Raw genomic sequence first — 20,314 nt, 5'->3', positions numbered from 1 at the left:
AGCGACACGATGCGCCTGCCTTCATTCGCCCGCCGTCATCCCTGGATCGGTCTACTGATCGTGGCGACGATTGCGATGGCCTCGTGGATGCTGCTGCGCGCGCCGCATCCGGCAACCGAGTCGATGCCCCTGGCCGCCGCCGGGTCCGAAGCGCCGAAACCGGCCGGCCCGCCCTGGCTGTATGGCCGTGCCGATGCGCGCTTCACGGTGGTCGGGTACGCCGACCTGGAGTGTCCGTACTGCCGGGCCTACTTCCCCGCGCTCAAGCGCTGGATCGACGCCCATCCCGAGGTGAACTGGCAGTGGCACCACCTGCCGCTGTCCATGCACGAGCCGGCCGCGACTGCCGAGGCACGCCTGGCCGAGTGCGCGGGCGAGACGGGCGGACATGCCACCTTCTGGCAGGCCGTGGCGTGGCTCTACGCGCACACCCGTGGCGACGGCCAGGGCCTGCCGGAGGGCCTGCGCTATCCCGACCTCACGCCAGCCATGCAGGGTTGTCTCGACAGCGATCGCCCCGATGCCGTCATCCGTGCCCAGGCGGCGGAAGCGGCACAGCAGGGCATCGCGGCCACGCCGGCCCTGCAACTGCGCGACCGCGAGTCCGGCAAGACCCTCCTGCTGCACGGTCCCGTCGAAGGCGATGCCTTGCTGTCGGCCATCGACCTGCTCGCCGTCGGCAGCACGACCGCAGCCGAACCCGCCCATTCCCCAGACATGCCCGCCGGCGTTGCCGGTGACATGCCCAGGTAGCCATCGATCTTCAAGGCTGCGGCGCGGCTCGTCCGCGTTGATCGAAACCCGTTCGCATCGCATCCCTTGACGCGAACAGCCATCGCATCCGCGGTGGTGGATGCCCGCTCGTCACCTGTTCCATCCCCATCGTCCCCAGGAGGGTTTGCCCTCCAGGGGCAGGCGCCCTCCGATCTCATCCATTGGAGGTTCGCCATGTCTCTCGTCATCGCCGACTCCCGCCCGGAGTCGCTCACCCTGATCGCCGCCCAGCACGAAGACTGGATCATCCGGCAGGCCATCACCCTGCTGGAGAACCGCGTGTTCAAGGCCGGTCCGGCGCTGGGCAGTCCCGCCGCCGTGCGCGACTACCTGCGCCTGAAACTGGTCGCGGAGCCAAACGAAATCTTCGCCGTCGTGTTTCTCGACAACCAGCACCAGGTGCTCGCCTTTGAGCCGCTGTTCCGGGGCACGGTCGACCAGACTTCGGTGTATCCGAGGGTGGTGGTCCAGCGTGCGCTGGCGCTCAACGCTTCGGCGCTGATCCTGGCGCATCAGCATCCCTCGGGGAACACCGAGCCCTCGGCCGCTGATCGTGCGATCACCGAGCGGTTGAAGAGCGCCCTGGCCACCGTCGATGCCCGGGTGCTGGACCACTTCATCGTCGGCAAGGGCAGTCCGTACTCGTTCGCAGAAGCCGGCTTGTTGTAGCGCACTCAATTCATCACCACGGGAGCCCTTGGCTCCCGTTTCTTTTCGCCGGTCCGCAGGGAATCGGGGCTGACCGGTTTCGGTTTCTTTGTCGTTCCCTGATCTGCATTTGCGCTCGACTACGAGCCTGCATCGACTCCTCGGAGACGCGACATGCCGGCTCATTTCCTCAACCTTCCTGCCGTCTCGCGGCGCTCCCTGGCCGCCAGGCTGGCCGCTGGACTGTGCGCCGCGCTGCTCGCTCCCATCGCGGCGGCCGCCGATGTGCTCGTCGTCACCGACAGCCGTCATCCGGTGCAGGCCCCGGCCGGCGTGCGGGTCATCGAGCTGGACCAGGCCACGCGCATCGAGGTCGAACTCGCCGCGCACCTGCCGGCCGACCCGCGACAGGCCGCGGCCCTGGTGCGGCAGGGGTTGCATGACGGCGGCGAGGCCCTGCAGCGCCGCATCGGCCATGCCTACCAAGGTGTCGCGGATGCCTGGGGGCTGGGCATCGCCAAGATTCCCGCCGTGGTGGTCGATCGACGCTACGTGGTCTACGGCGAGCCCGACGTGCCCCGCGCCGTCGCGCGCATCAACGCCTACCGGAGCACGCAGCCATGAGCCTCCTGCTGGCACGCCGGCGCCTGCGCGCCACCGCCGCCTCGCTGCTGCTGAGCGCGGCCACGTCGACATTCGCCCTGGACACCGCCACCATCGTCTCGTCGGCGCTGTCCCCCGACTGCCTCGAATACCGCGTGGTCGGAATCTGCTACTGGCTGTACTGCACGCCCTTCGGCTGCTCGGTGCGCACCTCCGTCAAGGTGCGCCACTACGTCCCCGATGCGGTGGTGTCGAGCTACTCGAACACCGGCGAAAACCCGTGGCTGGAAGTCAGGGCGATGAGCATGCCCAACCCGAGCGCCAAGGCTGGCGGTGACGGCACGACCAATCACGACAACGAGAACAACCTCGCCAAGTTCAAGAACGCCGATGTCATCGGCCATCCGGCCGGGATGGTGTTCAGCCAGTTCGCCAGCGCCTCCGGTTACACCTGCGAAGGCGCGGGCACGGCCTTCATGCCGTATCTGCTGAGCACGCTCGACACGATCGCCTGGCGCTACAACATCCCGGAAGCGTTCTATCCCGAAGCGCTCATCCCCGGCCGGCGCGAAATCGGTACGCGCACTGGCCTGAACCTCTGGGGCAACGTGTATCCCCGCGGTGGCTTCCTGCACCAGACCGACGACCACAAGAGCGGCGCCGTGGTCGCGCAGCGCGCGGGCGACATCGTGACGCGCCGCAACCAGATTCACGTGTATCAGCCCCTGCTGGCCAACGCCCGCGACGGCTACTGGCCGGCCGGCGCGCTGATGGAGACCGACGCCTCGACGGGCAAGTGGCAGGAGCTGACGCCCACGCTCTCGAACAGTTGCGTGGTCTTCCCGCACAGCCGCACCCGCGTGCAGGCCCAGCAGGGCGACTACGCCTGGGCCTTGTGGCGGCCGTACTCCTGCTGCCGGCGCCGTGGCCAGGTCTTCCTCGGCAGCGTCGATTTCATGTGAGGAACCCACGATGAACGCCTCCCTCCCTGACTTCCTGCGCCGCGCGAAGTCGCACCTGCGGGCCACGCTGCTCATGGCGGCCATCACGCTGGCCGTCGGCGCCGCCTGGGCGCAGACCCGCATCGACCCCAATGGCGTGAACGTCAGCGGCAGCGTGATCGGCGACGACGTGCTCTACAGCATCGGCGGCGGCCGGGCCGTGTCGATGGGTGGTGCCGGCAACATGCAAAGCATCGGCGTGGGGATCGGCTGGAACAGCAACCTGATCTGCGGCGACATGAGCATCACCACGACGCTGCAGAACCAGCTCAACGGCATCACCAACGGCTTCCAGACGATCATGAGCAACGTGATCCAGAACGCCACCAGCGCCGCGGCCTCGCTGCCGGCCCTGATCATCCAGCGCGCCGACCCGGGGCTCTACAACCTGCTGACCAACGGCATCCTCCAGGCGCGCCTGGACTTCGACCGCTCGAAGATGACCTGCCGTGCCATCGCCAATCGCATGGCGGATATGGCCGGCGGCCAGGCCGGCTGGGACCAGCTCGCCGAAGGGATGGCGCTGCGGGATGCGGTCAGCAGCACCGATGCCGTCTCCGCCATCGAGCAGGCCGAGTCCAACAAAGGGAACAACGGCGTGCCCTGGGTCGGCGGCGGCAACGCGGGCGGCTCCGGTCAGAGTTCGATCAAGGTGGTCGGCGATGTGACGCGCGCGGGCTACAACCTGCTCAACGGGCGCAGCGCCACCGATACCTCGTCGATCGCGCGCAGCGCCTGCGGCAACCGCCTGACCTGCCAAACCTGGTCGTCGCCCCAGGCGGCCGCGGACTGGGCGACCCGCGTGTTGGGCGAACGCGAGCAGCGCACCTGCGAAAACTGCACGAAGACCCAGACCACGCCTGGCGTCGGGCTGACGCCAATGATCCAGGAAGAGTACGAGACCAAGCTGCAGGCGCTGCAGGAACTGGTGACGGGCGCCCGGCCGACGACGCTGGCCAATCTCGACGCAGCCGGCAGCAGCTCGCTGCCGATCACCCGCGGCGTGATCGAGGCCCTGCGTGACGAACCCGACCAGGACATGCTGGGCCGGCGCCTCGCGTCCGAGGCTGCGCTGTCCAGCGTGCTGGAGAAGGCCCTGCTGCTGCAACGCACGTTGCTGACCGGCAAGAAGGAGCCGAACGTCGCCGCCAACGAGCTGGCCGTGCAGGCGGTCGACCAGGAGAACAGCGCGCTGGAGCAGGAGATCAACAACCTCAAGACCGAGCTGGAGCTGCGCCGCACGCTGGCCGGCAACTCGGCGATGGCGATCATCCAGCGCCACAGCATCCGCGCTGCCGGCTCGCGCGGCGTCTTCGAGGGTGACACCACGCGCGACCGTCTGCGGGAAGTCCAGAAACCGCGGAGCGGTACGCCATGAGCGCGCCCGCACGGCCGCCCGAAGGGCGCGCGAACCTCCCCAGGGGAGGATGTCGCGCCAGCGACAGGAGGGTAGTCCAGTGAGCCGGCTGGCCTGGCTGCGGCTGCCATGGCTGTTCAACCGCCGCGTCGGCGTGGCGCTGCTGTGGACCTTGCTGGTGGCCGCCGCCGCGGTGGCGGTGAACATCGCCGGCATCCACGTGGTCGGCGGCGTCGAGGGCTGGCAGCACTGGCTGCAGGCGCACGCCGGCCACTTCTTCGTGTGGCGGCTGTGCCTCTACGGAGCGACGGCTTACGGCTGGTGGTGGATGCGTCGGCGCCTGTTGCGGCGGGAGCCGTCCCGCGAGACGCATCAGCGCCTGCTGCGCACGGAGATCGCGGCCGTGATCGCCGTGGTCGCGCTGGAAGCCAGCCAGTTGCTGCGGCACGGCTGAGACCGGGAGGCAGGCATGACGCTCTACACCACGGACTACCTGGAGTATTACCTGACCCTGGTGGCTTGGGTGGTCAACAACGGCATCTGGAGCATTCTCGTGGCCAGCGGCGTGTTCGCGCTGCCGTTCGTGGCCATCGTGATCCAGGAGTGGCTCAAGGCCCGCAGCGAAGGTGCGGACGAAGGCAACAAGGGCGTGCTGTCGTCGATGCGCATCGAGAACCGGGTGTGGGTGGCGATCGTGGTCATCATGTTCGCCGGCATCCCGTTCATCCCGGTGGATCTCGCCACGATCAGGTTCGACACCACGCGCTCCGCGCAATGCCAGGTCAGTGTCCCGCTGCCCAACGACACGGGCTGGTCCAACGTCTACACGGCGCTCAACGACCAGAGCGCGCTGGTGCCGGTGTGGTGGTTCTTGATGCACGCGCTGTCGAAAGCCGTGACGGGCTCCGCGGTGGCGGCGATTCCCTGCGGCACGGACCTGCGTCAGATTCGCATGGATGTGGATGCCACGCGCATCGACGATCCGGTGCTGGCACAGGAGGTCGCCGACTTCACGCACGACTGCTACGGGCCGTCGCGCGCCAAGCTGTTCATGAACCGGCCGACGCTCTCCGACGAGCAGATGAACGACGTCACCTGGATCGGATCGAGTTACTTCCTCGACACGCCCGGCTTCTATGACACCTATCGCGCCAAGACCCCACGCACGGCCTGGCCCTACGACGCGACCCGCGATGCAGGGCTGGCACAGGTGGACAGCGGTGGCGGTTATCCGTCCTGCCGACAGTGGTGGGCCGATGGCGGCCAGGGACTGCGCAGCCGGCTGCTGGCACAGGTCGACCCGGATCTGCTGACCCGCATCGGGCGCTGGGCGGGCTTCCTGTCGCAGAGCGAGGTCAATGACTCGGTGATCCGCGCCGTGGTCTCACCGCGACAGCAGAAGATGAACCAGGGCGCCGTCTACACCGACTACGGCGGCCAGATCGACAAGACGCTGCCGAACGTCGTCACGCGCGGCGTGGGCGACCTGGGGCTGACCGTCGGCTCGCTGGCTTTCTTCCCCGCGATGGACGTGGTACGCCAGGCGCTGCCGATGGTGCTGACGATGCTCAAGATGGCGCTCATCATCTGCATCCCGCTGGTGCTGCTGATCGGCACCTACGACCTGAAGACGGTGGTGACGGTGAGCTGCGTCCAGTTCGCGCTGTTCTTCGTGGACTTCTGGTTCCAGCTCGCGCGCTGGATCGACAGCACGATCCTGGACGCGCTCTACGGCTGGGGGTTTGGCGCGGACAGGCCGCACGCCAACTTCGACCCATTGATCGGCCTGAACAATGCGTTCGGTGACATGCTGCTGAACTTCGTCATGGCAACGATGTTCATCGTGTTGCCGACGTTCTGGGTCATGGCACTCGGATGGGCAGGCGTTCGCGCCGGAAACTTCCTGGGCGGTCTCATCACTGGCACGTCCGATGCGAAGTCGGCCGGAGGTAGTGGCTCTCGCCTTGCGATGACGGCCGTATCGAAAGGTGCGGCGAAGTAAGGAGCACTCTCTCGCGTTGATGCGACAGCTACGGCTCGTCGGGATCGCCCATGTCGATCCGCCAGTCATCTTTGTCGTACAGGCCGACGCCCGAGTGTCCGTCTCTGAGTTCCGGCTGCTTCTCGTCGTCCTCATCGGCATTCCGCGCGAGCCATGCGGCGACCACAGCAAAGGCCAGCAGCAGGACAAGCCAGGATACGGAGTACAGCAGCATACCAAGCACGGCCAGCTTGACGATCCAGAGCACCGCCGTCGCCGCGCCTGCGGGCACCCCGCGCGTCACCAGCCAGCCGGCGACACGCTGCTCGCGGCGCAGGTATCCACGCCAGGCACGGCCAGCCCCCCGGCCCAGCCGGTGGCTCCAGCGCCCGTTGTGCGTGTTGGTGGTCATGCTCATGTGCCTCGGTTTCAGTGGTGCCTCACCTCAAGAGCGGCCGGTTGGGGCTTGCCCTCCAGCATAGACCGCGATCAGGAGGCCGGGTTGCGGCTGGCAGAGCGGTCGCAGGTCGATTAGATTCTGCACTATAAATAAAACTTTATGCTACTTTCCCTGCACGTTCTTGCGATAGCTCTAGAGGCTGATTTGATTCCGTGTTATTTTTATAGCATGGATGGAAATTCTAGGCACCAGGTAATCAAGCGGCTGCAGGCGGGACTCCCCCGCGGGGCGCCGTTCGACCTTGCCACCCTGAGCCAGTTCGGGGTGTCGCCCCAGCTCGCCGCCCACTATGCCGACGGCGGGTGGCTCGTGCGCCTGGCCCATGGCGTCTATGCCTTCCCGAACGATGAGTTCGGGGTCTACGGTGCGCTGAAGTTCCTGCAACAGCGCGTGCCCGACCTGCACGTCGGCGGCAAGAGCGCCCTGGCCCTGCAGGGTGTGCGGCACAACCTGGGTAGCCGGGAGACGCTGGTGCTGTGGGGCGACGGTCGCTTCGCGTTGCCGGCCTGGTTCACTTCGCGCTTTCCGGCCCGCTATGTCCACGCCCGCCTGTTCGACTGGCCGGACACGGCGCTGGCCGGCAAGACCCTGACCACGCCGCCTGGCCTGCCCGAGGATCTGCGGGTGGCAGCCCCCGAGCGTGCCGTTCTGGAGATGCTGTACGAAGCCGGCGTCAAGCAGAGCCTCGAAGAGGCCCGCAACCTCTTTGATGGACTGCGTTCCCCCCGCAAGGACTTGCTCGGGCAACTGCTGTCCTGCTGCGCCAGCGTGAAGGCCGTGCGCCTGTTCCTCACCTGGGCGCGCGAGACCAGCCTCGTGGATGTCGATGCCCTGCTGGAGCAGTACCCGGTTCGCACCGGCAGCAACACGCGCTGGATGAGCCGGCTCGATGACGGCACCTTGCTGAGCCTGAGACCTCATGGATAAGACCTACGCGGATACCGTTCGCCTGCTGCTGGCCGTCGCGCCCGACGTGTTCGCCAACGACATCTTCGCCATGAAGGGTGGCACGGCCATCAACCTCTTCGTGCAGGACATGCCACGCTTGTCGGTGGACATCGACGTGGTGTACCTCCCGTGGCAGACGCCGCGCGACGAAGCGCTGCAAGCCATCAACCAGGAGCTGGCCGCCATCGCCACGCGCGTTGCACCACTGGGCGTGCAGACACGCCTGGTCCGCGCCAAGGACCTGGGGGACACCAAGCTGATCGTCGAGAACGACGCCGGCCAGGTGAAGATCGAGGTCAACGTCGTGTTCCGAGGCAGCGTGCTGCCCGTCGAGCGGCGGCCGCTGAGTGCCAAGACCAGCGATCTGTTCGGCGTCGAGTTCGAGCTGCCGGTTCTGGCACCGGACGAGCTGTACGCCAGCAAGCTGGTGGCCGCGCTGGATCGGCAGCACCCCCGAGACCTGTTCGACGTGTGGCAGCTCTTTGAGTCGGGCGACATCAGCGACGGCATGGTCGAGTGCTTCGTGATCTATCTGGCGGGCCACAACCGGCCGCCCCACGAAGTGCTGTTCGGCAACGACAAGGACATCGCCGGCGAGTACGAGCGGGCCTTTGTCGGCATGACCGAAGTGGACTGCTCCCTGGAGACACTGCTCGACGCTCGCGCCAGGATGCGGCGCGAGCTGCCACAGCGACTGAGCACCGCGCACAAGCAGTTTCTGAGCGGGCTGGCGCGCGCAGAACCGGACTGGTCGCTGGTGCAATGCCAGCACGCCGCGCAACTGCCGGCACTGCGCTGGAAGCTCGCCAATCTCGAAACCTTCCGCAAGCGCCGTCCCGACGACTTCGCAGCGCAATCCGCCGCCCTCGACACCGGCTTGGGCCAGAGCTGACGAACATCCCGCAGCTTCCGGCTTGCCGGGATTGCCCCATGCCGCATTCATCGTGGCACCCGCGCAGCAGCGGCCCTATACCCAAAAGCTTCCGACAAAGGCCAAAGGGCTGGGAAGGGGCAAAGGAAGGGCGCCAAGGGGAAAGGCCCTATCCTGAAAAGGCCAAAAGGCGCCCCCGAGCAGCCCGTCATCCGGGGTTCGCCATGCTCTCGCTGTTCCAGCGCAAAAGGGTGCCACCCACCGCCGGCACGCCGCCCACCTCCGCCATCGAAACTCCGAAAGGGTCGATGCGGCCGGAGTCGGCCGCATCGCTGCTGGCCACGCCGCGCCGGCAGAAACTGCTGGAACACATCTGGCAGCGCACATCGCTCTCGCGCCGGCAGTTCGCCACGCTCTACCTCGCCCCACTGGAGCGCTACGCCGAGTTGGTCCAGCAGTTCCCGGCCTCCGAGAACCACCACCACGCCTATCCGGGGGGCATGCTGGACCACGGCCTGGAGATCGTCGCCTATGCGCTGAAGCTGCGGCAGTCATACCTGCTGCCTGCGGGCGTCACGCCGGAGGCACAGGCGGCCCAGGCCGAAGCCTGGACCGCAGGCACGGCCTACGCGGCCCTGCTGCACGACATCGGCAAGATTGCGGTCGATCTGCACGTCGAGCATGCCGACGGCAGCGTTTGGCATCCCTGGCACGGCCCGCTGCGAAAGCCCTACCGCTTCCGTTACCGAAAGGAGCGTGAGTACCGCCTGCACAGCGCCGCCACCGGGCTGCTCTACGCGCGCCTTCTCGATCGGGACATCTTCGACTGGCTCAGCGGCTATCCCGACCTCTGGGCCGCGCTGCTGTACGTGCTGGCCGGCCAGTACGAGCACGCCGGCACGCTCGGCGAGCTGGTCGTGCAGGCCGACCAGGCATCGGTCGCCTAGGAACTCGGCGGCGATCCCAGCAAGGCGCTGGCGGCGCCCAAACATGCGTTGCAACGCAAATTGCTCGACGGCTTGCGCTACCTGCTCAAAGACGCGTTCAAGTTGAACCAGGCCGGCCCGGCGGACGGCTGGCTGACCCAAGACGCCTTGTGGCTGGTGAGCAAGACCGTCTCCGACAAGCTGCGCGCCCATCTGCTGTCGCAGGGCATCGACGGCATCCCGGCGAGCAACACGGCGGTGTTCAACGTGCTGCAGGATCACGGCATCGTGCAACCGACGCCAGATGGCAAGGCGATCTGGAAGGCTACCGTCACCAGCGACGCCGGCTGGTCGCACGCCTTCACCTTCCTGAAACTCTCGCCGGCGATGATCTGGGATGCCGCTGACCGGCCGGCGCCGTTCGCAGGCCGTGTGCAGGTCGAAGAGGAACAGGCGGAGCCGACGCCGCCGGCGGTGGCCGATGGGCCGCGCGCGGAAGGCATCGAGGCTGCATCCGCGAGCACGGCGCCGATCGCATCCGCAGCCACGGACACCGGCGTGGCCGCGCTGCTCGACCTGCTGGGCGACGCCGCTCCACCCACGGCACCGGAGATCCCGAGTTCCCCTGTTGCCGAGCCCGAGCCGGCCCCTTCGACCGTGCCCCCGCCGCAGATGAGCCTCGCGCCTTCCCAGGATCGCGCGGAGCCCTCCGGGGCGCACTTCATGGCCTGGCTGCGTCAGAGCGTCCAGACGCGCAAGCTCATCATCAACGACGCCAAGGCCCTGGTGCATACCGTCGCCGGTACGACCTATCTCGTCAGCCCCGGCGTGTTCCAGCGCTACGCGCAGGAGTACCTTCAAGTCGCCGCGCTGGCCAAGCAGGAGAAGCTGGAGGGGTGGCAGTGGGTGCAGAAACGCTTCGAGAAGCTGGGACAGCACCGCAAGCAGCCGAGCGGGCTGAACATCTGGACCTGCGAAGTCACGGGGCCGCGCAAGTCGCGCCGGCTGCACGGCTACCTGCTCGCCAGCCCGGATGCGCTGTTCCAGGAGACGCCGCCAGACAACCCATACCTGCGGCTCGTCAACGAGGCCGCAAAGCGCGAAGATTCAGCCCTTGGGGGCAAGGACGACGATCAGGCGTAGGCATGCGACCGCTGTGCGGGCTGGCTTCAATCCGCGGATGGGGCCGACTCTGCCAGCTTGGCTTCGGTCAGAGTCATCAAGTGGGCGGAACTGCATTTCAGCGCACGGGCAATCTTGAGGATGAGAGGGAGCGTGGGGACATGCTCGCCGCGCTCGATCTTGCCCATGTGCGACCGTTCGATGCCGGCCATGTGGGCCAGCGTTTCCTGAGCGATGCCCTGATTGGTTCTTTCTTCCCGCACGGCAGCCCCAAACGCGATGGCTGGTTCCGCTTCGTAGGTAGTGGTGCCGGTGGGGCGGCCCCTTTGGATCGAACGCTTTGGCATTGCCAAGAGCGTCGAACACGGTCACGATTTAAACCACGTTAAACTTAACTCATACAACGGCTTCGAGATCAGTTGCCACGAGTTCACCGCCTGGGGGAGCTGGACGTGGAATCGAGTGACATCACCGCCGAAATTCGCATGGCAGTCCTCGGCGAATGGGTGCCTCCCCAGCTCGCCGACGTGCTCGCCCTGCAGCGTGCCGAAGAGCCGGAGACCCATGCCGTCCTGGCCGGGTGGACAGATCCCGGTCGACGCGCGGAGCTGCCGGACGACGGCTTCGACTTCGCCTTGTCTGCGGTTGCCCGGCAGTGGCCTGGCTGGGTATGCGAACCGCTGTGGCATGACACGCTGGCGGTCGCCGTGGCCAAGCGCTCCCATCTGCTGGCCTACCGTGAAGTGCCGTGCGGTGAAGTGCTCAAGCAGCCCTTGATCTGCTCGCAGTCCACGGCCGATGAACCATGGCGCATGACCGTGCAGCGTGTGTTCGAGAACGCGCTGCAGGAGCGAGAGCAAGCGGTGGAGACATTCGATGTGGCGATGACGTTGGTTGCCGCCGGGTACGGGATCGCCATTGCGCCTGCCGCGAGACTGGCGAGCTACCTACGCCGAGGCATCGCCGTGCGGCCGCTGGCCGGCGCACCAACGATCGTGATGGCTTACCTGCTCCGCCGCGATGCTTCCTTGTCGGACACCCAGGCAAGATTCGCCCGCCGCGCGCGCTTGGTGTCCTGACAGACGCGCGGGGATCGCGGTTTCGCCACGATCCCGCATTCCTGCTGCTAGGCGACTCCGACTCGCAGCGGGGTCCATTCGCTTTCCTTCACGGCTGTGCTCACTGCCATGACGAGCTTGTCGAGATTGCTGGCCGTCACGCCCTCCAGTGCCGAATGCCCCCGCAGCATCGAGCGCGGTTGCAGCAGTGCATGGTAGATCTGCCAAGGGTCCGCACCCCTGGTCAGCTTCAGGACGGACTGGATCAGCTCGTGTTTGAGTGGGTCGAGATGCCAATCCGGCACGCGCTGGCCGCGGTTGCCCACGTTCAACGCCAGCAAGTTGCCCGCCTTGATCTCGTAGCTGATCCACCTGCGGGACTTGCCCGCCATCTTGGCAAACGCAGCAACGGGAAGGTTGTGCGGCGCTTCGAAGACATCGAACAGTTCCATCCTCTCGCGCTGAATGTCCGAAGGCACCAGCGGCGCTGCCGATCGAGGGGGCGGAACCGCCGGCAGCCGATGTGCGGCGGCAGAAACCAACGGCATGGCGTCACCCGGCTTCGTCACGAGCAGGATTGGCGAAGCGGCAACCGGCGTAGAAGGGGCGCTTGCGGTTTGCTCACTCGGGAATGCGGGCACGCCTTCCAGATGCACGGTGAGCGGCATGCTGGCCGCCTCGACCTGGTTCTGCTCGAAGAGATCGAGCCGATCGGCCCAGTCCTGCATCATGCGGCGACGCTGCTCCACGTACTCGGCATGGTTGTAGGTCGCGCTGACCTTGTTGGGATCGACATGCGAGAGCTGTGCATCCACCCAGACCTTCGGGTAGCCGATCTCGTTGAGCGCAGTGGACATCGTGCCGCGGATGCCGTGTCCGGTCAGGCGTTCCTGATAGCCCATGCGTTTGAGGGCACCATTGAGCGTGTTCTCGCTGATGCGCTTCTTCAAGTCGCTGTCGTGCCGGAACAGGTGGCGCTGGGCCGGCTTGAACTCATCCAGCAGGTGCCGGACGATCTCCATGGCCTGAATCGACAGCGGCACGATGTAGGGCGGGATGTCCTTCGGCTGCTGCCGCTTCTTGCGCATATCCACCTGGAGTTGCTTCACGACGTCGGGCGGGATGATCCACAGCCCGCGGTCCAGATCGAATTGATCCGGCGTCGCCTGTCGCAGCTCGCCGGTTCGCACGCCGGTCAGCAGCAATAGCCGCAGCCCGAGCTGGGTCTGCCGCCTGCCGCGATAGCTGCGCAGCCTCTGCAACAGCTTCGGCAGCTCGGCCATGCGCAGGAACGGGTTGTGGTTGACGGGTGGCAGCGGCAGCGCCACCACATCGAGATCGGAGGCAGGGTTCTGCTCCAGGCCCGGCACGATCACCAGCGCGTAGCGGAACAGTTGGTTGAACCACGTCCTGACTTTCTCGGCGACGGAGAGCGCCCTGCGCTTCTCGATCTTGGCGATCACCTCCAAGAGGTCGGGACGCTTGATCTCATAGATCGACCGTTTGCCCAAGGTGGGCAGCACATCCTTGTCGAAGATGCGCGGAAGTATCGAGAGGGTCGTCTGCCGGCCTTCCTTGAGGCTGAGCCCGCGATGCTTGAGCCACTTGCGATACACCGCCTCGAAGGTGTTTTCGTCGGCGAGCCGGACAGCAGTGCGCTTCTGCTTGCGGTGTACGCGAGGATTGGTGCCTTTGGCTAGCAGGGCGCGCGCTTCGTCGCGCAGGCTGCGGGCCTCGCGAAGCGTCACCTCCGGGTAGGTGCCGAGCGACATCCGCTTCTGCTTGCCCGCCCAGTAGTAGCGGAAGTGCCAAGTCCTGCCCCCTGCAGCGGTGACGGCCAGGGAGAGGCCATCCAAGTCAGGGAGGGTGTATGCCTTGCCTGTTGCCTTGGCCTGTCGAACGGCCAGGTCTGAGAGTGCCATGCTCTTGCTCCTGAACATGAGTCAGGAACCAGATGCTGGTCACGTCGACCTCGCCCCTCCATCAACAATGCGGAATCAGCCGCGCCCGCAAAAATGGACTTGTTTGTGGACTTAAAAGTCCCGGCTGTAGGCGGATCGCAGTGGACCGCGGCAGAACGTCAAAGAGAGGAAAAGTCCTTGTGTGGCAACGACTTGCAGACTCTCTTGGACTTCTGCGGAAGTCCACAGAATGATGCGGTGGAGCGGGCGATGGGAATCGAACCCACGACGTATGCTTGGGAAGCACAAGTTTTACCATTAAACTACGCCCGCATCGAGGAGGATCGATGACGGCAAGGATTCGTTGGTAAAATCGAGGATTCACCAAGTCCCTTGCAGCCCGACATTTTACCAGCATTTTGAACCTGCCCAAATCCCCCCCGCCCATCGTCACGGCCCAGACTCCGTCGGGCAGCACGCACATCCGCAGCTTCGTCCATCGCCGCGCCCACATCACCCCCAGCCAGGAACAGGCGATCGCCGAGTGGCTGCCGCGCTGGTCGATCCGCTATCAGGACACGCCCATCGACCTGTCGGCGGCCTTCGGGCGGACGGCGCCGGTGATCCTGGAGATCGGCTTCGGCATGGGCGAGACCACCCAGAAGATCGCGCAGGCCCGCCCCGGCGACAACTTCCTGGGGGTTGAAGTCTTCAACGCCGGCGTGGGCGCGCTGCTCAAGCGCATCCACGAAAGCGGACTGGACAACATCCGCATCATCCAGCACGACGCGGTCGAGGTGCTGCGCGACATGATCGCGCCGGGGTCGCTCGCCGGCGTGCACATCTACTTCCCCGACCCCTGGCCGAAGAAGCGCCATCACAAGCGCCGCCTGATCCAGCCGGCATTCGTCGCGCTGCTGAGCAGCCGCATGGCGCCCGGCGCCTACCTGCACTGCGCCACGGACTGGGAACACTACGCCCAGCAGATGCTGGAAGTCCTGTCGGCGGAGCCGTCGCTGCAGAACACCTGCGCGGACTACGCGCCGCGCCCCGACTACCGTCCGCTGACCAAGTTCGAGAACCGCGGTCTGCGCCTGGGCCACGGGGTCTGGGACCTGATGTTCACGCGGCGCGCCCCGGCGGACGCCGCATCTTCACCGGAGACGGTCTGATGTACCCCGAGATCGCACCCTATGCGCAAGGCTTCATGGACGCCGGCCACGGCCACCGCGTCTACTGGGAACTGTGCGGCAATCCCCAGGGCCGGCCGGTCGTGTTCCTGCACGGCGGGCCGGGCGCGGGCTGTTCGCCCGCCCACCGCCGGCTCTTCGATCCCGAGCGCTACAACATCCTGCTGTTCGACCAGCGCGGCTGCGGCCGGTCCACGCCCTCGGCCGACATCGAGCACAACACCACCTGGGATCTGGTCGCCGACATCGAGCGCCTGCGTGTCGAAGTCCTGCACGCGGACAGGATGGTGGTGTTCGGCGGCTCCTGGGGCTCGACCCTGGCGCTGGCCTACGCCGAGACCCATCCGGAGCGCGTGCACGCCCTGATCGTGCGCGGCATCTTCCTGCTGCGCCAGGCGGAGTTGCGCTGGTTCTACCAGGAAGGCGCGTCCTGGCTGTTCCCCGATCTGTGGGAAGGCTACCTGGCCCCGATCCCCGAGGCCGAGCGCGACGACCTGATGGCCGCCTACCACCGCCGCCTGACGGGCGAGGATCCCCTGGCACAGCTGCAGGCCGCGCACGCCTGGACCCAGTGGGAAAGCCACACCATCAGCCTGCTGCCCAATCCGGCGCACCATCAGGCGCACGCCGCCGACCAGGCGGCGCTGGCCTTCGCCCGCATCGAGAATCACTATTTCGTGAACCGGGGTTTCATGGAAGAAGGCCAGCTGCTGCGCGACGCGCACAGGCTGGCCGACATTCCCGGCGTGATCGTGCAGGGCCGCTACGACGCCTGCACGCCGGCGAAATCGGCCTGGGACCTGCATCGCGCATGGCCGCGGGCGGAATTCCGCATGATCCCGGACGCCGGCCACGCCTTCGACGAACCCGGCATCCTGGTGCAGCTGCTGGCCGCCACCGACCGCTACGCCGGCGATTGAGGAGACCACGCCATGAGCCTGAACATCCTGCTGAACGGCACCGAAACCGCCCTGGACGGCGTGCGCACCGTCCACGACCTGGTGGTCCGCCTGGGCTACGAGGGCAAGCGCATCGCGGTGGAACGCAACGGCGACATCGTGCCCCGCAGCCAGCACGCCCAGGCCCCGCTGGCCGAGGGCGACCGGATCGAGATCGTCGTGGCAGTGGGGGGGGGATGAGGCGGGACATGGGACAGTCCCCGCGGACTGTCCCATGCCAGACGAATCCGAGCGGCATGCAGGCCGCGAGGTGGAGAGATGCCTCAATCCTAGATCCTCCCCAGGCATGGCATACTTCAACCACCAGCAACACGCACCCAAAGGCGCACCATGCAAGGCCACCCCGAAGTCATCGCCTACCTCACGAAACAGCTGCGCGGCGAGCTCGCGGCGCGCGACCAGTATTTCCTGCATTCGCGCCGCTACCTGGACATGGGCCTGACCAAGCTCCACGCCCGCAGCGACCATGAAATGCAGGAAGAAACCCAGCACGCCGACAGCCTGCTGCAGCGCCTGCTGATGCTCGAAGGCGAGCCCGACATGCGGCCCGACGCCTTCACGGCGGGCACGGACGTGCCCGGCATGCTGCGCGCCGACCTGGCGCTGGAATACGAAGTGCGCGCGTCCCTGCGCGAAGGCATCGCGATCTGCGAGACCCACGGGGACTACGTCACCCGCGACCTGCTGCTGCAGCAGTTGCACGACACCGAGTCCGACCACGCCTACTGGCTGGAAAAGCAGCTCGGCCTGATCGAGAAGATCGGCCTGCAGAACTACCTGCAGTCGCAGACCTGATCCGCCAGGCCGCCGATCCGCCAACCCGACCCCTCGATCCAGGCCCTCAGCCCGGCCCATCAGGCCCGGTCCACCGGACCCAGTCCGCCCAGCCTGATTCGGCTGGGATCGGGCAAACCGGAGCGGACCGGTCAGCGGAAACCGCCGCCCCGGCCGAATCCGCCCAGGCCCTTCAGGCCGCCCATGGCGCGCATCATCTTCGCCATGCCGCCCTTCTTCATCTGCTTCATCATGCCCTGCATCTGCTCGAACTGCTTGAGCAGGCGGTTGACTTCCTGGACCGGGACGCCCGAGCCCGCGGCGATGCGGCGCTTGCGCGAGGCCTTGATGAGTTCGGGCTTGGCGCGTTCCAGCGGCGTCATGGAATTCAGGATGCCTTCCGTACGGGCGAGCTGCTTTTCCGCCTGACCGCCCTGCACCTGGGCCGCCGCCTGGGCGAACTGCGCCGGCAGCTTTTCCAGCAGCGAGCCCATGTCGCCCAGCTTCTTCACCTGCTGCAGCTGGTCGCGGAAATCGTTCAGGTCGAAGCGGTCGCCGGACTTCATGCGGGCGGCGAGCTTCTGCGCCTCGGCGATGTCGATGTTCTTCTGGGCCTGCTCGACCAGCGACACGATGTCGCCCATGCCCAGGATGCGCTGGGCCATGCGTTCGGGATGGAAGGGCTCCAGGCCGTCGAGCTTTTCCGACACGCCGACGAACTTCAGCGGCTTGCCGGTGACCTGGCGCACCGACAGCGCCGCGCCGCCGCGCGCATCGCCGTCCAGCTTGGTCATCACCACGCCCGTGAGCGGCAGCGCATCGGAGAAGGCGCGCGCCACGTTGACCGCGTCCTGACCCTGCATCGCGTCCACCACGAACAGCGTCTCGATCGGCGAGAGCAGCGCGTGCAAATCGCAGATCTCGTCCATCATCGCCTGGTCGATGCCCAGGCGCCCCGCCGTGTCGACGATCAGCACGTCGTAGTGATGGCGCCTGGCGTGGTCCAGGGCGTCGCGGGCGATGTCCTGCGGCTTCTGCGTGGGCTCGGTCAGCAGGAAATCGACGCCCACCTGGGCGGCCACGGTCTTCAGCTGGTCGATGGCGGCCGGACGGTAGACGTCCGCGCTGACCACCAGGACCTTCTTGCGGCCGGTCTTGCGGCCGTACTGGACGTGATTGCCCTCGGACAGCCACTTGGCCAGCTTGCCGACGGTGGTGGTCTTGCCCGCGCCCTGCAGGCCGGCCATCAGGATCACGGCCGGCGGCTGGGCCGCCAGCGACAGCTCGCCCGCCGCGGCGCCCAGGTCGCCCCCCATCAGGGCGGTCAGTTCCTTGTGCACCACCCCGACCAGCGCCTGGCCCGGGTTCAGGCTGCCCACGACCTCCTGCCCCAGAGCGGCTTCCTTCACCCGCGCCACGAAATCGCGCACCACCGGCAGCGCCACGTCGGCCTCCAGCAGCGCCATGCGGACCTCGCGCAGCATCTCCTGGGTGTTGGCTTCGGTCAGGCGGGCCTCGCCGCGCATGGTCTTGACGATGCGCGACAGGCGGGATGTCAGGTTATCGAGCATGATGCCGTATCCGTAAAACTGGTTGATCCGTCGGCCAGCGCATAAAATGGATGCTTTTGGGGCGCGGCCCTGCGCGCCGGACACCGATAGGACTATGTCAGTCAGCATTGTATTTCACTTGCTTGCCGCGCTGGCCTATGCCGTGCTGGGCCTGGCCCTGTGGCGTCCCATCGCGCGGGCGAGCGATGTCCGCCCCACCGGCACCATCGGCCGCAGCTGCCTGCTGGGCGCCATCGCCCTGCACGGCGTCGGCCTTGCGACCGCCGTGCTGGCGTCCGACGGCCTGTATCTCAGCTGGGCGCTGGCCCTGTCCACCGCCATGTGGCTGGGCATGATCGTCTTCTGGATCGAAAATTTCCTGCTGCGCCTGGACAGCCTGCTGCTCCTGCTGCTGCCCATCGCGGCATTGGTCAGCCTGCTGGCCGCCGTGTTCCCGCAGGGCTACCTGGTGCCCCACGCCAGCAACGACTGGCTGCGCGTGCACCTGCTGATCGCCATGACGGCCTACGGCCTGATCACCGTCGCCGCGCTGCACGCCATGCTGATGACCGTGCTGGACCGCCACCTGCACCGCCCCATCGAATCCGCCGGCGAACAGGGCGCCATCGGCCGCGCCATGGGCGCCATGCCGCCGCTGCTGACCCTGGAACAACTGCTGTTCCGCCTGATCTGGATCGGCTTCGGCGTGCTCACGCTCACCGTCCTGACCGGCATCATCGTGTCCCTGCGCCTGGGCGGCCACGCCCTGCCCATGGACCACAAAACCGTCTTCACGCTGCTGTCCTGGGTCACCTTCGGCGTGCTGCTGGCGGGGCGCCACATCCAGGGCTGGCGCGGCCGCATCGCCCTGCGCTGGACGCTGGCCGGCTTCGCCTTCCTGCTGCTGTCCTACACGGGCAGCCGGTTCGTCCTGGAAGTCATCCTGCAACGAGGCACACTTGGGTAAATTCCTGCTCTGGGCGGTCATCATCCTGGCCGTCCTGTTCGTCTCCCGCGTCCTGAGCCACCAGAAGGCCCAGGCGCGCCAGGCCGCCGCCCGCCGGCAGGCCGACGACGCGCGCACCGCGTCCGAAACCATGGTCCGCTGCGCCCACTGCCGCATCTACCTGCCCCGCTCCGAGGCCTACCAGAGCCAGGGCAAGACCTGGTGCTGCGCGGAACACGCCCGGCTCGGCCTGGGGAAATAAATGACGGCGGGCGCGCCCTCCGAGCCCGCGCCGGGACTGTCCCTGTCCATCGGGCCGGATGGCTGGCTGACCGGAAGCGCCGGGGAGGCGATGGATCCACCGCCTGTGGACAGCACCGGCCACCGCACGGTTGCCCCCGGCATCCTACGCCGCCCCTCCCCCAACCACGACCAGCGTCCCGACGGCGAGGACCCCTACCTGCTGGTGATCCACAACATCAGCCTGCCGCCCGGCGTGTTCACGGGCGACGCCATCATCGATTTCTTCCAGAACCGCCTGGACATCTCATCCCACTCCTGGTTCGAAAACATCCGCGACATGCGGGTCTCCGCCCATTTCCTCATCCGCCGCGACGGGACGATCGTGCAATTCGTGCCCACGGTGCTGCGGGCCTGGCATGCGGGGGTGTCGTCCTTCGAAGGACGGGAGCGCTGCAACGACTTTTCCGTCGGGATCGAACTGGAAGGCACGGACACGCTGGCCTATACGGATGCGCAGTACGAACGGCTGGCCGCGCTGGCGGCGGCGATCCGGGCCCGACATCCGATCCGGGCGGTGCGGGGGCACGAGCATATCGCGCCGGGACGGAAGACCGATCCGGGACCTGCCTTCGACTGGGATCGATTCGAATCAACCACGAGGTAGCCAGCCATGAAACCACGCGTCACCGTCATTACCCTGGGCGTCGATGACCTGGAACGGTCCCTGCGGTTCTACCGGGATGGCTTGGGGCTGGCGACCGAGGGCATCATCGGTGAAGAATTCGAGGACGGCGCAGTTGCGTTTTTCGACCTGCAGCCGGGATTGAAGCTGGCGGTCTGGCCGCGTGCGAGTCTGGCGAAAGATTCCGGACTACCGCTGAGTTCGGCCAGCGCCACGGAATTCAGCCTAGTGTGGTGTTTTATTAATACGATTATTTATACCCAGCTGTGGCCGCTCTTGCACGCGCGACTTTCGCGAGGATGGCCTCGGCGCTCTTGGTC

22 protein-coding genes, 1 tRNA gene and 1 pseudogene are annotated in these 20,314 nt (G+C 66.8%); 19 read left to right on the top strand and 5 right to left on the bottom strand.

The annotated features are described in order from the left end of the window. Positions 1 to 9: 9 nt before the first annotated feature. The 7 genes from HNR28_RS02625 to HNR28_RS02595 all read left to right on the top strand — a co-directional run bounded on the left by HNR28_RS02625 (position 10) and on the right by HNR28_RS02595 (position 6,385). Positions 10 to 753, top strand: coding sequence for a DsbA family protein (locus HNR28_RS02625; RefSeq protein WP_151023719.1), 744 nt, complete (start codon positions 10 to 12; stop codon positions 751 to 753). 195 nt (positions 754 to 948) lie between these two features. Continuing rightward, entirely contained in the window at positions 949 to 1,443 is a 495-nt protein-coding gene (radC, locus tag HNR28_RS02620; protein ID WP_151023720.1) for a RadC family protein, read from the top strand. A gap of 153 nt (positions 1,444 to 1,596) precedes the next feature. Continuing rightward, on the top strand, positions 1,597 to 2,046 hold the full coding sequence (locus tag HNR28_RS02615) for a TIGR03757 family integrating conjugative element protein (RefSeq protein WP_151023721.1): 450 nt from the start codon (positions 1,597 to 1,599) through the stop codon (positions 2,044 to 2,046). Continuing rightward, positions 2,043 to 2,987, top strand: coding sequence for a TIGR03756 family integrating conjugative element protein (locus tag HNR28_RS02610; protein ID WP_058149370.1), 945 nt, complete (start codon positions 2,043 to 2,045; stop codon positions 2,985 to 2,987). Before HNR28_RS02615 ends, HNR28_RS02610 begins: the two co-directional genes overlap by 4 nt. A 10-nt stretch (positions 2,988 to 2,997) precedes the next feature. Then, positions 2,998 to 4,404, top strand: coding sequence for an integrating conjugative element protein (locus tag HNR28_RS02605; protein ID WP_151023722.1), 1,407 nt, complete (start codon positions 2,998 to 3,000; stop codon positions 4,402 to 4,404). A 79-nt stretch (positions 4,405 to 4,483) separates the two neighbouring features. Further along, positions 4,484 to 4,837, top strand: a complete 354-nt coding sequence (locus tag HNR28_RS02600; protein ID WP_023124322.1) for a hypothetical protein — start codon at positions 4,484 to 4,486, stop codon at positions 4,835 to 4,837. A 15-nt stretch (positions 4,838 to 4,852) separates the two neighbouring features. Next, positions 4,853 to 6,385 (top strand): conjugal transfer protein TraG N-terminal domain-containing protein, encoded by a 1,533-nt coding sequence (locus HNR28_RS02595; RefSeq protein WP_151023723.1) that lies wholly within the window; start codon positions 4,853 to 4,855, stop codon positions 6,383 to 6,385. A 28-nt stretch (positions 6,386 to 6,413) separates the two neighbouring features. On the opposite strand, the gene HNR28_RS02590 is transcribed toward HNR28_RS02595, so the two are convergent. Continuing rightward, on the bottom strand, positions 6,414 to 6,776 hold the full coding sequence (locus HNR28_RS02590) for a DUF3742 family protein (RefSeq protein WP_023109288.1): 363 nt from the start codon (positions 6,774 to 6,776) through the stop codon (positions 6,414 to 6,416). Between the two features lie 216 nt (positions 6,777 to 6,992). Here HNR28_RS02590 and HNR28_RS02585 point away from each other — a divergent pair, with 216 nt between their 5' ends. The 3 genes and pseudogenes from HNR28_RS02585 (at position 6,993) to mobH (ending at position 10,712) form a co-directional block, all read left to right on the top strand. Beyond that, entirely contained in the window at positions 6,993 to 7,751 is a 759-nt protein-coding gene (locus tag HNR28_RS02585) for a type IV toxin-antitoxin system AbiEi family antitoxin domain-containing protein (protein WP_043684420.1), read from the top strand. After that, on the top strand, positions 7,744 to 8,664 hold the full coding sequence (locus HNR28_RS02580; RefSeq protein ID WP_043684423.1) for a nucleotidyl transferase AbiEii/AbiGii toxin family protein: 921 nt from the start codon (positions 7,744 to 7,746) through the stop codon (positions 8,662 to 8,664). Before HNR28_RS02585 ends, HNR28_RS02580 begins: the two co-directional genes overlap by 8 nt. 203 nt (positions 8,665 to 8,867) lie before the next feature. Further along, positions 8,868 to 10,712, top strand: a pseudogene (gene mobH / locus HNR28_RS02575) (MobH family relaxase). A 26-nt stretch (positions 10,713 to 10,738) separates the two neighbouring features. On the opposite strand, the gene HNR28_RS02570 reads toward mobH, so the two are convergent. Beyond that, positions 10,739 to 11,038, bottom strand: a complete 300-nt coding sequence (locus HNR28_RS02570; protein ID WP_003282197.1) for a helix-turn-helix domain-containing protein — start codon at positions 11,036 to 11,038, stop codon at positions 10,739 to 10,741. A gap of 105 nt (positions 11,039 to 11,143) precedes the next feature. Here HNR28_RS02570 and HNR28_RS02565 point away from each other — a divergent pair, with 105 nt between their 5' ends. Further along, entirely contained in the window at positions 11,144 to 11,770 is a 627-nt protein-coding gene (locus HNR28_RS02565) for a substrate-binding domain-containing protein (protein ID WP_043687695.1), read from the top strand. A gap of 47 nt (positions 11,771 to 11,817) precedes the next feature. Here the strand turns inward: HNR28_RS02565 and HNR28_RS02560 are convergent, their stop codons facing one another. After that, positions 11,818 to 13,671: a tyrosine-type recombinase/integrase gene (locus tag HNR28_RS02560; RefSeq protein WP_043684428.1), complete on the bottom strand. Its 1,854-nt coding sequence runs from the start codon at positions 13,669 to 13,671 to the stop codon at positions 11,818 to 11,820. Between the two features lie 238 nt (positions 13,672 to 13,909). Beyond that, positions 13,910 to 13,983: transfer RNA gene (locus HNR28_RS02555), tRNA-Gly, on the bottom strand. Between the two features lie 86 nt (positions 13,984 to 14,069). On the opposite strand from HNR28_RS02555, the gene trmB reads away from it, so the two are divergent. From trmB to bfr, 4 genes are all read left to right on the top strand, one after another. After that, positions 14,070 to 14,822, top strand: coding sequence for a tRNA (guanosine(46)-N7)-methyltransferase TrmB (gene trmB, locus HNR28_RS02550; protein WP_221291597.1), 753 nt, complete (start codon positions 14,070 to 14,072; stop codon positions 14,820 to 14,822). Then, positions 14,819 to 15,760 carry a prolyl aminopeptidase gene (gene pip, locus HNR28_RS02545; protein ID WP_043684431.1) on the top strand — a complete coding sequence of 314 codons (942 nt, stop codon included), beginning with the start codon at positions 14,819 to 14,821 and terminating at the stop codon, positions 15,758 to 15,760. Before trmB ends, pip begins: the two co-directional genes overlap by 4 nt. Positions 15,761 to 15,778: 18 nt before the next feature. Beyond that, entirely contained in the window at positions 15,779 to 15,979 is a 201-nt protein-coding gene (gene thiS / locus HNR28_RS02540; protein ID WP_043687704.1) for a sulfur carrier protein ThiS, read from the top strand. 150 nt (positions 15,980 to 16,129) lie between these two features. Beyond that, entirely contained in the window at positions 16,130 to 16,594 is a 465-nt protein-coding gene (gene bfr / locus HNR28_RS02535) for a bacterioferritin (protein ID WP_043684434.1), read from the top strand. A gap of 131 nt (positions 16,595 to 16,725) precedes the next feature. Here bfr and ffh read toward each other — a convergent pair whose 3' ends face one another. Next, positions 16,726 to 18,144, bottom strand: a complete 1,419-nt coding sequence (gene ffh / locus HNR28_RS02530; RefSeq protein ID WP_043684437.1) for a signal recognition particle protein — start codon at positions 18,142 to 18,144, stop codon at positions 16,726 to 16,728. Positions 18,145 to 18,238: 94 nt separating this feature from the next. On the opposite strand from ffh, the gene HNR28_RS02525 reads away from it, so the two are divergent. The 4 genes from HNR28_RS02525 to HNR28_RS02510 form a co-directional block, all read left to right on the top strand. Next, a complete protein-coding gene (locus tag HNR28_RS02525) occupies positions 18,239 to 19,090 on the top strand; it encodes a cytochrome C assembly family protein (RefSeq protein WP_043684440.1) in 852 nt (283 codons plus the stop codon). Further along, entirely contained in the window at positions 19,083 to 19,331 is a 249-nt protein-coding gene (locus HNR28_RS02520; protein ID WP_043684443.1) for a PP0621 family protein, read from the top strand. The genes HNR28_RS02525 and HNR28_RS02520 overlap by 8 nt, the downstream gene beginning before the upstream one ends. A 90-nt stretch (positions 19,332 to 19,421) precedes the next feature. Continuing rightward, entirely contained in the window at positions 19,422 to 19,976 is a 555-nt protein-coding gene (ampD, locus tag HNR28_RS02515) for a 1,6-anhydro-N-acetylmuramyl-L-alanine amidase AmpD (RefSeq protein ID WP_052356107.1), read from the top strand. 6 nt (positions 19,977 to 19,982) lie between these two features. Then, on the top strand, positions 19,983 to 20,314 hold a 332-nt coding region (locus HNR28_RS02510), incomplete at its 3' end, for a VOC family protein (RefSeq protein ID WP_409364703.1).

The sequence above is a fragment of the Castellaniella defragrans genome, from assembly GCF_014203015.1.
Taxonomy (GTDB): Bacteria; Pseudomonadota; Gammaproteobacteria; order Burkholderiales; family Burkholderiaceae_B; genus Castellaniella; species Castellaniella defragrans.
Note: the sequence above shows the minus strand (reverse complement) of the source record. Positions and strands in the feature narration are given on the sequence as shown.